Origin of the sequence: Bacillus sp. FJAT-50079 (assembly GCF_018343515.1) — a bacterium.
GTDB lineage: Bacteria > Bacillota > Bacilli > Bacillales > Bacillaceae_C > Lederbergia.
On record NZ_JAGYPD010000002.1, the window covers coordinates 338,399 to 352,209 of the forward strand.

Sequence of the window (13,811 nt, forward strand, 5' to 3'; positions counted from 1 at the left end):
TGTAATCGCTTGCTATTTATCATAAAATTGAATTGTGTTTGTTTTTTGTAATGATGAAAAAACTTATTGGAATTTTGGTTCTCTCTTTTCAAGAAATGCCCTCACACCTTCTTGAAGATCTTCCGTCTTAAATATTTTTTCACTTAGTTCTAATGTTTCTTGAATGGCTTCTTCTTGGGATATTTCCAATGAGCTCCGAACAGCCCTTTTAATCACTGTTAAACTATGCTTTGGCCTTTTCGCCCACTTTCCGGCAAGTTCTTTCGCTAATTCTAGAGATTTTCCTCTTTTAGTAATGTAATTTACGAGACCTATTCGATACGCTTCTTCTGCCGTTATCGGATCACCGCTATACATTAACTCTAAAGCCTTAGACATCCCAATCATTCGTGGTGTTCGATAAATTCCACCACTCCCCGGGAAAGCACCTAATTTAATTTCAGGCAAACCTATTTCTGCATTTTCTGCCGCGATGCGAATATCACAAGCTAAACTGATTTCACATCCTCCTCCAAGTGCATAGCCATTTAAAGCAGCAATTACCGGTTTCGAGAACCTTTCTATACTTAACATTGCTTTGTTTTCTTCTTTTAGCTTCTTTTCAACTACTTGATCCCGTACTTCCATAAACTCATTAATATCGGCTCCCGCACAAAATGCTTTTTCTCCTTCGCCAGTAATAATTAAAACACGAACATCATTATCGTATTCAAGTTCACTCATTAAGGAAATAATTTCTTGAGTCATTTTCAAGGTCAATACATTTAAAGGTGGATTATCTATGTATAAAATACCGACCCTATTTGCAAGTTTCTCAAGTCTAACCAATAGATTTTGCCTCCCTTTCATTCGATACAGTAATTTCCCTTTCTATTAACCTATCTATTTCTATATCTGAGTAACCTAAATATTGCAAAATTTCACGTGAGTATTCACCTAATAACGGTGGATGTAGACGATGTTCTGGAGCTTTACCATTATATTTAACTGGATGGTTTACTAACCTAACTTCTCCGGCTATTGGATGCTCAAGGGTGATAATCATTTCATTATGTTTTACTTGTTCGTCATTAATAACCGCATGATAGTCATTAACCGGCGCAAACCATATATCATTCTCCACAAAAAATTCGATCCATTCGTCTGTACTTCTTTCCTTCATAATAGAACTGAATACTCCGTCTATTTGATCACGCTTACTCATTTGATCAGCAGAGGTAAACTTCGCTAATTCCTCCGAGTGCAATATTTGTGATAACTTTTCGACTGGAGTATTTGAGACGGTAATATAGCCATCTCTCGTTTGATAAACACCATATGGAGCTTGGTGAAACCGAGTAGCTAAACCGGAATTACTTCTTTCCCATAACTCACCTTTATTTAAGTGATAGGCCAACGACTCAATTTGCAAATCCAATGCTGCGTTTAACAAATTGCTCTCAACCTTCATACCTTCTCCTGTTCTTTCCCTATTAAATAGAGCGGTTACAACTCCAAACGCTGCAAGAACTGCGCCGTGTTGGTCAACCACCGCTGTCCCCACAGGAGTAGGCGGGTCATTTTTCCTACCAGATAGTGACATTAGTCCACTCATAGATTGTAAAAGCAAATCTTGACCTGGACGCTTATAATATGGTCCCGTCGAACCATAACCTGAACATGAGCAATAGATAATCTTTGGATTCAATTCCTTTAAATGCTCGTATCCCAATCCCAATCGCTCCATTGCTCCTGGGCGGTAGTTTTCTACAACAATATCAGCCTCTTTAACGAGTTGATAGATAATTTCTTTCCCCTCTTCTGAGCGTAGGTCAAGTGCCAAACTCTTTTGATTCCGGTTTGCCAAAAGAAAGAATACACTAACTCCATTCTTATATGCGTCTAATCCAGACCAATACCGTTCATAAGCACCTTTCGTTTGCTCAATTTTAATAACATCCGCGCCAAGATCAGCTAACATTTGAACCGAGGAAGGACCTTGCAAAAAGTGTGTAAAATTTAGAACCTTTATTCCTTTTAGCATTTTTCCTATCTCCTTTTATATTCATTTAAACGATTAGATATCCGACCTGAACATACTAAGATGAAATCTAATCGGAATTTCTCATTAACATTGACCCACATGTTTTTCTAATCACTAATTGAGTTGGCAAAATGACTTCGATTGGACTAGGTGACTTTTTACCTTCTATTCTATCGATTAAAATTTTGGCAGCTTGGTATCCAATTTCATATCTTGGAACACGAACACTTGATAATTGTATAGCTCTTGTTCCTGGAATAAATATGTCATCGTAACCAATTATAGCCAGATCATCTGGAACCTTTAATCCATTGTTTTGAAGGGCGTCTAATATACCGAACGCCACAACATCATTAATGGCAAAGATTGCCGTTGGCCTCTCATTTTTAGGCAGTTTTATAAATTCGGAAGCCATATTATACGCAAGTTCATAATTGCTTCGTGTATTAAATAGAATTGGTTCAACCCCATACTCATTTAAAGCTTTTAAAAACCCATTTTTACGTTCCGTATTTACGATCGACTCATCTATACCTGTAAACATGGCAATTTTATGATGACCTAATGATAGGAGATAACGTGAAGCATCGTAGGCTCCATTCATATTATCTGTCGCAACGGTATCCATCTGCAATCCCGCAATTGATCTGTGAGCAAGCACGATGTGATGCCCTTCTTTTTGTAATTGCTCTAATAATAATTTGTCATGTTTTAATGCACTCGCAACAATGAGTCCATCCACTTTTCCTTCGCGAATGAGAGACGATGCATTATGCATTTTTTCCTCTTGCTCATTCGTATTAACAATAATCAAGGAATATCCGGCTTCTCTTGTTGCATCTTCACTCCCTTTAGATAAATCTGGATAAAATGGATTGGTAATATCCGATAGTATCAACCCTAAAGTTCTACTCGTTTTTGATCTCAACCCCCGAGCAGCCGCATTAGGAACATAATTAAGTTCTTTCACCGCGCGTAAAACGCTTTCCTTTTTTTCAGGACTAACGTATCTTGTATTATTTAACACATATGATACGGTCGCTACGGAAACACCAGCTTTTTTCGCGATATCCTTCATAGTCGTCAATTTTGTCACCTCCCTCTTATCTAATCGTTTAGATATTTATCTTTAAAAAATGCATTTCCAGCTGTTTCATTAGTATTTTTTATCATTTTTATTAATAAACTTACATTATCTTAGATGTTAAGGTCGTTTAAGAATGTATAATATTTAATCGTTTAGATGCGTTAATTAGGATGATAATATAATCTTCTGAAAAAGGCAACATATTTTTTATTTTTTGTAAAACTTATTTTCCTCATATTTAAGAATAGCTTATTCTCATTTTGAGAAGTATGTAGTTTAGTGGGGATAGAATGACCAACATTTTAGATATTCTAATAGTTCCAAGTGCCTTCAACTCTATCCCTCACTATCGATAGTAGGACTTACTTTTTTGAAAGACAAATTAACTTCGTATACTCACTCTAATAAAATCATTTACCATTCAATTCTTCCACTATGCTTCTCCATCAAAGTTTGATTATGTTCATCTTTCCCTTCAAGATTCGCACTTATGAAGATCGGAGGGTTTACCCCACTTTCTGCTAATTGGACAATGACTTCTGCCATCACGGCATTGATAATCGTTGCACCAATGACCGTCGATGTAGGAGAGAACGATCCAACTACTTTTTCATGTGACAAGCAAGCATCGCCAATGTTTGCATGATTGTCTATCACAAGGTCGACAACTTCATGCAAGCACCTTCCTGATGGGTGACGTGAAGGTTGGCTATTTGCGTATGCGATGGAAGTCATTCCTATCACAAAGGCGCCTTTTTCCTTTGCGATTTTCGCTACATCGATCGGTACCGAGTTACGTCCAGATGTTGAAATGACAATCATAACATCATTCTTTTGGATGTCCTGTTCATCCATAAATGATGCTGCGTAATCATTCTTTCGCTCCAATTCAGAGGAGAGCATCGCTCCCTCGTGAAGCATGAGCGGTTCGTAAAGAATTGGCTTTATCGGTACAAGTCCGCCTGCCCGATAAAACACTTCCTCCGCCAGCATATGAGAGTGCCCGCTCCCAAATAACTGAACGATCCCACCGTTTGTAATTGATTGAGTAATGGCCATAGCTGCTTTTTTCATCGTTGCTTGTTCGTGTTTTAATACCGTCTTTAATCGTTCTTCAATTCTATTAAAATAAGAATGAATCATTCTTTCAACCTCCTTACTCATTCATCGGAAAAAGGCTGGGGATTCCAGCCTTCATTCCATTACTTCAACTCCAGTTCCGGTTCCAACTCGGCTTCAAAAATTCTTGGCCATGGAAGTTTAACGTATACATCTTTTAAGGATGTGATCGTCTGATAGAAATCCTTATTTCCCCGTGAACCAATATATACCTTCTTTCCATCAAAATATTCATACCATTTTTCTGTTTCATTTGTTAATTGCTCATCGACAAAGGCATTGACTTGCTCATAATGATTACCTAGATCCCACTCACTTGCGCCAATGCTCGTTATGAAGTTTCTGGCGGCTGGATGGACGATATTTTTATAGCCTTGATCTTTCGCAAAACGATGAAGTAAAAACTCGTAATGTGCCTTTGCTGCTTGTTCGTATACAGGTACACCGAAGCCAGATTTCTGCTTCGTAAATGCGGATCGGGAAGCGGCATGACCGACTGTGATACCAAGTGCATTTCCAGCAGTATTCCAACCACTATATGAAAGCAATTTTGTTAAATCGACTCTCTCAGCAAGTTCGAGGACGAGCGCTTCATCTGCTTTGTTGACGATCAGCACATCTCCGATCGCTACTTGTTTCCCCGCTTCGATGAGCTCCTCTGTTCTCTTCACTAAATGTTCAATATCTGCTTCTCTGTCCTCTGCACGTGCGGAAGGTGTATTGAGCAAAAGATGAATATCGGCATGTTGTTCACTCTCAGCAATTCCACCACCAGCTGCGATGATATGTTTCCTCACATTATAATCAAATGTCGTATCCTCATATGGTGCAATCCAGTCTTTACCATCTATCCCTCCATATTCAATATGAAAAGACGGAGAGGTGCCAAACAAACGATTCACATATCGCGAGACGAGGACAACATCCACTTCATCCGCTCCCGGAAAAACGGCTACTTTCTCCTCTACTCCTTGTTCGTTCACTTTTTCAATGAGTAATTCCCTCTCTGCTCGATGAAGTCCATAAGGTGCGGCATCATCTTGGGATAATATCAAATAATCAATATACCCTTTGTCAACCCAATCGATCATTTGCTTATTGATCGTATGATTTCTAGCTCTGGCCTTTTTATAATCCTCCAAGACCGAAGCCGGGATGATTGATTCTAATTCTTCCAATCTTTCCTTTCCAGGCATACTTAAATTCACAACTTGATCATATAAAATCGCCCATTCACTAATTTGCGAATAGTATTTTACATATTCATCATTAATCGCTGTCACAGCTAATCGTTGAATCGTATCGTATACGTATACTGGTTTATGTGGATACTTCTCCTTCAATTTCTTAATGACTTGAATATCAGCAGTCGCATCCTCTAGTGACTTCGTACCCGTACGCGAGGCAACTAACCCTCCATAGGCAAGCATGCTCGTTGAAATGATAAAGGCATCCGCTTTTTTTCCATTGTCTAAAAGCCATTGACTAATCTTTTCTCCATTACCAGGCTCGGTAAAATGTCCGATCATTTCATTTGGTGGGGTTACGACCTCAATTGCCGCAGCTTTCCCAACTTGCTGAGGAAAATAAAGATTCGCTGGTCGATCATCCAAAGGAACCATGAGGACCGTAGCCAATGGTTTCTTTATCGGGGTCGCCCCTGCCATTCCGGCCGAACTATAAAATAAAAGGAGCGTTAAGCTTACGATTACATACTTTCTCCATCGTTTCATTCCACATCCCCCTCATCGATCTGATTACGATAGACTTATAACACAACGCCACTTTCTACTAATTGCTTTTGCAGCTTGGTGACATCTAGCTGTCTAGGTGTCACTTGATCTTGAATCGCCAGTGCCGCCGCGGTGCCAGCTGCTTGCCCGGTAGCCATACAGCTTGGTGTCAGACGAGTGGTAGCGAGCGCTTCGTGGGTGGTCGAGATACATCTCCCCCCCATGAGCAAATTGTCAATGACTTTCGGTACGAGGCAGCGATAAGGAATGCCATAGCTTCCATCCCCCTCAATATCATTCGCTTGCACACCTTTTCCGGTTGGGTCGTGAATATCAATTGGATAGCCGCTTAACGCAATCGTATCGTCGTACTTTTTTCCGTAAACGGCGTCTTCTAATGTCAATGCATATTCCCCGTTGATTCTCCGTGTTTCCCGAATGCCAATTTGTGCTCCTGCAGCGGAGATTGAAGCTTTTTCGAAGCCTGGAATGTTCGCTTGGAGAAATTCTGCAATCATAAACATCTGTTTTCTGCCTTCCTTCTCCCCCTTTGAAAGATCGAACACATTCGTTCCGTCTAAACCTTGGACTCTCGTGCAATTGACTAATACCTCGTCATCTTCAGGCCCTGCAAAAAATAATACTTGATCGCGATTAATCGGAATGCCCGCTTCGTTCCATTCTTTATAAAATCCCTGAACTCCTGTCAATGGGATTTCATCCAATTCATCGATTGGTGTTTTTCGATAAAAATTATCGGGATTTGCTTTCATTTCTTCCTTTATTTTTTGTAAATCTACCCCTCGCATTCTAAATTTCATTGTCATTGGCTGTGTTTGCTGATCACTGTCACGCCCTTGCAAACATGGCGCACCAGATAAATACGCTACATCGGCATCACCTGATGTATCAACAAATTGCTTTCCAAATACACGAATCGCACCAGATTTCGTTGTTAAATGAATGGAGCAAATCTTATTTTCTTCTACTTCCACTTGATCGACAAAACTATGAACTAATACATCGGCTCCGGCTTCTTCCAACATATCAAGAGCGACAAGCTTATATTTTTCAGGATGATAGGGCGTAACGGAGTATGTGAATCCAACCGTATCACGCAAATGCCCTGGAGAACCATCAACCGTCATTAATCGCTCAACAATTTCTTGGGCAATCCCTTTAATTACCTGATTTCCGCTGTTTGTATGGAAGGTCATCCATGGATAGACAAGAGCGGCGGTGGACATTCCTCCTAAAAATCCATAGCGCTCAACGAGCAACGTCTTCACACCAGCCCTAGCTGCAGCAATCGCTGCATTAATGCCTGCCGGTCCTCCTCCGACAACGACCACATCATAAGTTAATTCTCTTTTCAAAATAAACACGTCCCTTTCCAAAGATTTACTTGCTGCCAGTCATTGCAATCCCTTCGATAAATTGCTTTTGAGCAAAGAAAAATACGATTAGCAATGGTACCGTAGCCATTACTGAGGCACTCATTAATAACTCCCATCTCGTTCCCACTTCATCCGTAAACAAGGCCAATGCTACGGGCAAAGTCATAAGCTCCTTGGAATTAATGTAAATGAGCGGCTCATAAAATTCATTCCAGCTCGTTAAAAAGGTAAAGATCGTTAACGTTGCAATCGCTGGTTTAGCCAAAGGGAGCATAATATTCCAATAGATTCGAATATACGAGCAGCCATCTAATTTCGCCGCTTCCTCCAATTCTTTAGGCACAACCAGGAAAAACTGTCTCATCACAAAAACGCCGAAAACGCCCGCTGGTCCCAAAATCGGAATCGCAATTAACGGAACATGCGTATTAATTAATCCTAAATCCCTCATAAATAAAAATAACGGGATCGTAATCACTTCAACTGGAATCATCATCGTACTTAATAAGCAGAGAAACATAATCGAACTGCCACGAAATTTCAATCTCGCAAACGCATAGCCAGCGAGCGATCCTAAAAAGATCGTCCCAACTGTGACTAAAGCTGCGATATATAAGCTATTAAAATAAAAGAGATGAAATGGAGTGGACGTTAGCACATCGATATAATTTTCCCAGCGAAAAGGACTAGGAATGAACTGAAAACTAAAGATTTTTGTTGAATCCTTGAAGGATGTATTGATCATCCATAAGAATGGTACGATCATTACGAGAGAAATCGTCGTCAAAACACCATAAAAAGAAATACGTGAAATAAGACCATTCTTCATCTTATTGTTCATGAAACACCCACCTTTTTCTGCCCCACCACTGAATCAAAGTGAAAAATAAAATAATAATAAAGAGGACAATTGCAACTGCCGAGGCATATCCAAACTCATAGAGCTTAAATGCACTTTCCCAAATATAGTAGACGAGTACTTTCGTGTGATTTCCTGGCCCGCCGTTTGTCATGACGTATATTTGTCCAAATACCTTCATCGACCCAATCACTGTTAATATGATTGTTAGAAAAATTGTCGGTGTAATCATTGGTAATGTAATATGCCGAAAACGATTCCATTTATTTGCCCCATCCAAATAAGATGCCTCATAAAGATTTTTATCGACTTGTTGCAATGCGGCTAAAAACAAAACCATATTTAATCCAACGTTTTTAATCGCACTAACAAAAATCACTGCCCCCATAGCAAGGTTAGGATTGTATAGCCAAGCTGGCCCCTCAATCCCGAATACTCCAAGCACTTGATTAATGAATCCCTCATCTGTTCCAAACATATATTTCCAAATAATCGACCAAACGACAATCGAGGTCATAACAGGAATGAAAATCGCTGTACGAAATATCCCCATTCCTGGTAAATTACGCTGTAATAACATAGCAAGCCATAAAGCAAGAATGATATTAATCGGAACAAGCCCCGCTGAAAAAAGAAATGTATTTTTCAAGACGATGAAAAACTCTGGATCATTAACCATTTGCTGATAATTGGCCGTTCCAATAAAATTCGGGTCACCTAGCAACTGCCAGTCTGTTAAACTCATATAAATCGAATACACTAACGGAAATAACATGACGAGCAAAAAGCCACCCATCATCGGACTAACAAAAAGATACCCGTAAAAGGCTTCACTGCCTACAAATTTCCGTCTTTTTTTCAGCGCTGCTAGAGGTCTGTCTGTCTTTACATTCGTATCCAAAATTAGTACCTCCCTTACAGCTTTTCGATTTCATTTTTAAAAGCGAATACGGTTTGTTCTATACTTTCCTTCGTTTGTCCAACGACGACAGCTCCTAACATAACGGACTTTACTCCGGCTTGATATAAAAGAGGAATGTCCGCCGCAATAAGTCGGCGCTGCGATGGAATAATGATTGGAACATCTGTGCTTTGAACGATCTGACGGTAAGTAAGGACATCCTTAAACGTAAGCGGACTCCCATACTCTTTTGCGGGAATAATCGATGCTTCAATCGCAGCAATTCCCAAATCTTTTACTTTTCGTATGCAATCAAGCGAATCATTCCCTGTAATCGCAAATGTTTTTTCGAACGTATCCAAATCCAACAGCCATGATGGCATATGATGGGCATAGATTGAAAAATAATCGAACCCAAAGTCAGCGAGCTTTTCTAATTGATTTCTTTCAATCGCTTCAAACGAGCCGCCTGGAACGATTCCTAATGGACCCGAAAATCGCTCCCTAATTTCACGAAATTCATTTTCATAGACATTCGCATCTCCAAACGAGTTACCTGAAGCCCAGTGATCGACATTTACATGCATTTTTATGACATCAGCCCCGGCGTCCATTGCTGCCCTAGCTAATTCTGGTTCATTTTTAGGGATACTAATGGCTAACGTCATTTTTTTCTCATCCAATAACTTCTTTAACGACAAACCTCTCACCTCTTTATTAAGAAAAGACGGTTAAGCTTAACCGTCTCTTCCTATTCACTTTAATAACGGATTGATTTTGCTTTCCATCCCTTCAAGGATTTCCTCTGGTTCTTTTAATTCCCCAAATAATTCATCGAAGCCGAATTGGATTGCATTATCGATTTTTTGCCAGTTCATATGGCCAGCCTGCAGGCGTGCATTATCCATTTCGTCCAATACTGCTGTTTGAATGCTTTCTCTAGGTGGATTATTCGGTTGATTAATAAATTCATCTGATGCGAGTACGGATTCACGAGGCGGAACAAAGAACGTTGATGTCGCGGTTATTCCTTCCTGACTCGTAAAGAATTTTAATAGCTCCTCCGCCTCCTCTGGATGCTTCGAATCCTTAAAGATCGAGTATCCTGCTTGCCCTAACATTGGATATCTTCCCTCAGGTCCTTCTGGAAGCGGGGCAATATCAAACTTGAAATCTTCAATTTCTCGCGCTCTTGAAACATAGCTATACACGTCAAAAAACATACCAATTTTCCCAGATTCAAAGCTTACTTGCTCCCCAGCTTTTGGATGGGATTTGTCTGCAAACATCATTCGGTCAAGCAGTTTTAATGTCTCGACACCTTGTGGGGAATTCCATGTAAACTCCGTTTGCTCCTCATTGAATAAATCTCCACCATATCCCCACGTATGTGATAATAATGAAATCCACGTATTCCAGTCACGGAAGAAATTAGCGCCATACACACCTTGACCTGAAATCGCTTTGGCTGATTTTTCAAACTGCTCCCAGTTCCAAGTGCCAGCAGCTACATGCTCATTTGGCGTTTGCTCACCAGCGTTCACAAATAAATCTTCGTTATAGAATAACACCGTTGGCGGAGTCGAAAATGGAATTCCGTATAAATGATCGTCCTTTTGGAACAGCTCTAATGTAGATGGGAAAAAGTCATCCATATTATAATCGCTGTCCTCTTTAAAAGATGATACATCTGCCAAAATATCATTTTCCATAAACTGTGGAACCATCCGCTCAGCAACCCATCCGACATCCGGAAGTTCCTTGCCGGCAGCTAATACCGTGATTTTTTGTTGATAATCTGGAAATGGCACACTTTCCATCTTCACCTTAATATGCGGATGCTGTTCAGTAAATTTTTGAATCAAACCGTTATATACTTCTTGATGTGCTTCATTTCCCCACATCATAAACGTCAATTCAACGTCTTTTTTCGTTGCTCCTTCTTTATCTCCTTCGCTGGTTCCCGCCTTATTGCTACATGCCGTTGTAAAAATTAATAGCATCATCGCCACAAATAGTACGAACCTCTTTTTCATCTTTTCCCCTCCCCTTTGAAGAGATTATATAATGATATCGCTTTCAATAAATATCCTCTGAGTAAAAGAAAAGGTTCGTCAAACATAGATTTTTTCATTATTAGGAAAAATTGCGATACTGAACCGGCGTCTTACCGACCTCCTGTTTAAAGACGGTCATAAAATGCTTTGGGCTTTTATAGCCTGCTAAATGAGCAACCTCGTATACTTTTAACTGCGTCTGCTTCAATAAATCCTTTGCTCTTTCCAATCGTTTCTCTGTGATGTATTCCGTAAAAGATTGATTAAGCTCAGATTTAAATAATTGACCGATGTATTGTGGGTGAAGATCAACATGCTCTGCAATCTGCTTTAATGTGATTTCCTTACTTAGATGATCTTGAATATACTGCAATATGTTTTGAAATTGCCTCGACGATGTTGGATTCTCTACTTCTATATCAGTCGTACCAAAAATTCGTGAAAGTACTTCCGAAAGCTCTGTTCGATTCACTGGTTTAAGCAAATATTCAGAAATTCCATGTCTTAATGCCGTTCTTGCATATTCAAAATCATTGTATCCACTTAAAATAATAATCGGTATTTGCTTTGACACCTGCTTGACCTTCGAAATAAAAGTTAGCCCATCCATACCACCCATCCGGATATCTGTAATGATCAAATTTGGCAGCTCATCCCTTACATAAAGCAAGCCCTCTTCACCACTTTTCGCCTCCACGACTCGAAACCCACCTAATACATCTTCCAAAAGGACCTTTAGCCCTTGTCGAATGATCTTCTCATCTTCTACGACTAATACTTGCTTCAATCGATTCTTCCCCCTTTTGCTTCCTCGGTAATTTCAATGTAACAGTAAAGCCTTTCCCCTTTTCACTTTGCAGCTCCATCCCATAATGACAGCCGTATAAAAATTGAATTCGTTCATTAATGTTGACGAAAGCAATTCCATTTTGACTTTCAGAAGGTATTCGTTCCATCGTCTGTATACATTCTTTTAGCTCCTCAAGCTTTTCTTTGACTACTCCTTTTCCATTATCAGAAATAAGGATGTGCATTTCTCCCTCACGTTCCTTCACACGCAAATAAATTTTGCCGCCCTGTCCAGAGAGGCCATGAATGATCGCATTTTCAACTAATGGCTGTAAAATCATTTTTGGAATCGATACACGAAGCAAATGAGGATCAATCTCTTCTTCAAACTGTAAACTGTCTCCCATTCTCATTTGTTGAATCATAATATAGGAACGAATAAATGATAGCTCTTCTTCTAATGTTACGATTTTCGTTGATTGATCGATCGTATACCTTAATAGTTTGCCTAGTGAGCTCACCATATCTGATACATCCAGGTTCCCTCTCGTAATCGCAAGCATATTAATCGATTCCAACGTATTATAAAGAAAATGCGGGTTCATTTGACTTTGTAGCGCCCTAATTTCAGCATCCTTTTCACGTAAGCTCGTCTCATATACTTCAATGACAAGTCTTTCAATTTCGTCAACCATATGATTGAACCCTTCGCTTAGTTGACCGATTTCATCATGATAATGATTTTTTACCCTTTTTGATAAATGCCCTTTTTGAACGTCCGCCATCGCCCTTTGTAAACGATGAATCGAACTAACTAACGGTTTGGATAAAATAAAACCTAAAATGAAAGAAATCAATATCCCGAGTAAAACGACGAATAAAAGTAAAAGCCGTAATTGAATCACTTCACTTAAAATTGCATCAAACGGTGTTAACATAATCACTTTTGCTCCAGAGTAATCAGATGCATGATGAGTCATCATGTACGATTTACGATCATTCGTCATCGTTAAATCTGACCGATCCTCCATATTGGCAAGTTGAGGCATAATCGCTTGAAATAACCGCGTTTCATACATCTTTGGATAAATAAGCCGATTATTTTCGTCTAAAATAAAAATATTATTCTCTGTACTAATAAATCCATCAAATAGCTCCTGTTTTATATCAATTTTTATAATCCCAAGATGCTTATTCGTAGATGGTTCCCGAATTAATCTTGCTACGGAAAACACTTCGGTATCCTTATTCAAATAATAGTTCGCTTTATGAAGGGGCAGCAGCACCCATTCCCCATCAGCCTGTTTAATTTGCGATATTTCTTGATTATTTAAATCAAGAAGCTTTAACCAAACGGTATTTGAGTCCAAATTACTAAAAATCGTCCCATCATTTGCCATCATATGTATTCCTTTAATTTCATTACGTCCATGAATCAAACTAGAAATATAGCGCCACATCTCAATCCTTTCCTCAGCAGGTGGATAAATAGTAGAATCAGCAGAGTCTTGATGCTTGTTTAAAATACTTAATACTTTTTCATCGTATAATGGCGAAAGTGAAATGATTTGCATTTCCTTTAAGTAACGATCAAAGTTATGGCTGATCTGATCCACAAGTTGAATCTGATAATCTTTTGCTTCCCGTTGGCTGGCACCAGCAAAATGATAGTAGGTAATACCGCCAAGGATGAGTGCGGTCAATACAATGAGAAGCAAGAAGACAAATATAAGCTTAAAACGGTATGGCAAGGATAAAAGTTTGGATTGTACATTCCGTATGTTCATTGGCATTCCCCCTTTCTCTAATACTCTCATTTTCAGTCCCCTTCTAAAAAATATCATAG

The 13,811-nt window shown here is 39.3% G+C and carries 12 protein-coding genes; all 12 read right to left on the reverse strand.

The window, feature by feature from the left end:
• Positions 1-63 precede the first annotated feature (63 nt).
• Positions 64-828 (reverse strand): enoyl-CoA hydratase/isomerase family protein, encoded by a 765-nt coding sequence (locus KHA95_RS05620; protein WP_213136504.1) that lies wholly within the window; start codon positions 826-828, stop codon positions 64-66.
• A complete protein-coding gene (locus KHA95_RS05625; RefSeq protein WP_213136505.1) occupies positions 821-2,023 on the reverse strand; it encodes a CaiB/BaiF CoA transferase family protein in 1,203 nt (400 codons plus the stop codon). The genes KHA95_RS05620 and KHA95_RS05625 overlap by 8 nt, the downstream gene beginning before the upstream one ends.
• Before the next feature lie 67 nt (positions 2,024-2,090).
• Positions 2,091-3,101, reverse strand: coding sequence for a LacI family DNA-binding transcriptional regulator (locus KHA95_RS05630; RefSeq protein WP_249316665.1), 1,011 nt, complete (start codon positions 3,099-3,101; stop codon positions 2,091-2,093).
• 423 nt (positions 3,102-3,524) lie between these two features.
• On the reverse strand, positions 3,525-4,253 hold the full coding sequence (locus tag KHA95_RS05635) for an SIS domain-containing protein (protein ID WP_213136507.1): 729 nt from the start codon (positions 4,251-4,253) through the stop codon (positions 3,525-3,527).
• Between the two features lie 59 nt (positions 4,254-4,312).
• A complete protein-coding gene (locus KHA95_RS05640) occupies positions 4,313-5,962 on the reverse strand; it encodes a DUF4127 family protein (RefSeq protein ID WP_213136508.1) in 1,650 nt (549 codons plus the stop codon).
• A 35-nt stretch (positions 5,963-5,997) separates the two neighbouring features.
• Positions 5,998-7,338 (reverse strand): FAD-dependent oxidoreductase, encoded by a 1,341-nt coding sequence (locus tag KHA95_RS05645; protein ID WP_213136509.1) that lies wholly within the window; start codon positions 7,336-7,338, stop codon positions 5,998-6,000.
• A 25-nt stretch (positions 7,339-7,363) separates the two neighbouring features.
• Positions 7,364-8,200: a carbohydrate ABC transporter permease gene (locus KHA95_RS05650; protein WP_481748412.1), complete on the reverse strand. Its 837-nt coding sequence runs from the start codon at positions 8,198-8,200 to the stop codon at positions 7,364-7,366.
• A complete protein-coding gene (locus tag KHA95_RS05655; protein WP_481748413.1) occupies positions 8,190-9,119 on the reverse strand; it encodes a carbohydrate ABC transporter permease in 930 nt (309 codons plus the stop codon). The genes KHA95_RS05650 and KHA95_RS05655 overlap by 11 nt, the downstream gene beginning before the upstream one ends.
• 14 nt (positions 9,120-9,133) lie before the next feature.
• A complete protein-coding gene (locus KHA95_RS05660; RefSeq protein WP_213136510.1) occupies positions 9,134-9,820 on the reverse strand; it encodes a hypothetical protein in 687 nt (228 codons plus the stop codon).
• Between the two features lie 54 nt (positions 9,821-9,874).
• Positions 9,875-11,155 carry an ABC transporter substrate-binding protein gene (locus KHA95_RS05665; RefSeq protein ID WP_213136511.1) on the reverse strand — a complete coding sequence of 427 codons (1,281 nt, stop codon included), beginning with the start codon at positions 11,153-11,155 and terminating at the stop codon, positions 9,875-9,877.
• 100 nt (positions 11,156-11,255) lie between these two features.
• Entirely contained in the window at positions 11,256-11,963 is a 708-nt protein-coding gene (locus KHA95_RS05670; protein WP_213136512.1) for a response regulator transcription factor, read from the reverse strand.
• Positions 11,935-13,752, reverse strand: coding sequence for a sensor histidine kinase (locus tag KHA95_RS05675; protein ID WP_213136513.1), 1,818 nt, complete (start codon positions 13,750-13,752; stop codon positions 11,935-11,937). Before KHA95_RS05675 ends, KHA95_RS05670 begins: the two co-directional genes overlap by 29 nt.
• Positions 13,753-13,811: the final 59 nt, after the last annotated feature.

Bases quoted from the DNA above. Each gene is read 5' to 3' on its own strand.
- KHA95_RS05625 (WP_213136505.1), bottom strand. From the start codon at position 2,023: ATGCTAAAAGGAATAAAGGTTCTAAATTTTACACACTTTTTGCAAGGT.
- KHA95_RS05630 (WP_249316665.1), bottom strand. From the start codon at position 3,101: ATGAAGGATATCGCGAAAAAAGCTGGTGTTTCCGTAGCGACCGTATCA.
- KHA95_RS05635 (WP_213136507.1), bottom strand. From the start codon at position 4,253: ATGATTCATTCTTATTTTAATAGAATTGAAGAACGATTAAAGACGGTA.
- KHA95_RS05640 (WP_213136508.1), bottom strand. From the start codon at position 5,962: ATGAAACGATGGAGAAAGTATGTAATCGTAAGCTTAACGCTCCTTTTA.
- KHA95_RS05650 (WP_481748412.1), bottom strand. From the start codon at position 8,200: ATGAACAATAAGATGAAGAATGGTCTTATTTCACGTATTTCTTTTTAT.
- KHA95_RS05665 (WP_213136511.1), bottom strand. From the start codon at position 11,155: ATGAAAAAGAGGTTCGTACTATTTGTGGCGATGATGCTATTAATTTTT.
- KHA95_RS05675 (WP_213136513.1), bottom strand. From the start codon at position 13,752: ATGAACATACGGAATGTACAATCCAAACTTTTATCCTTGCCATACCGT.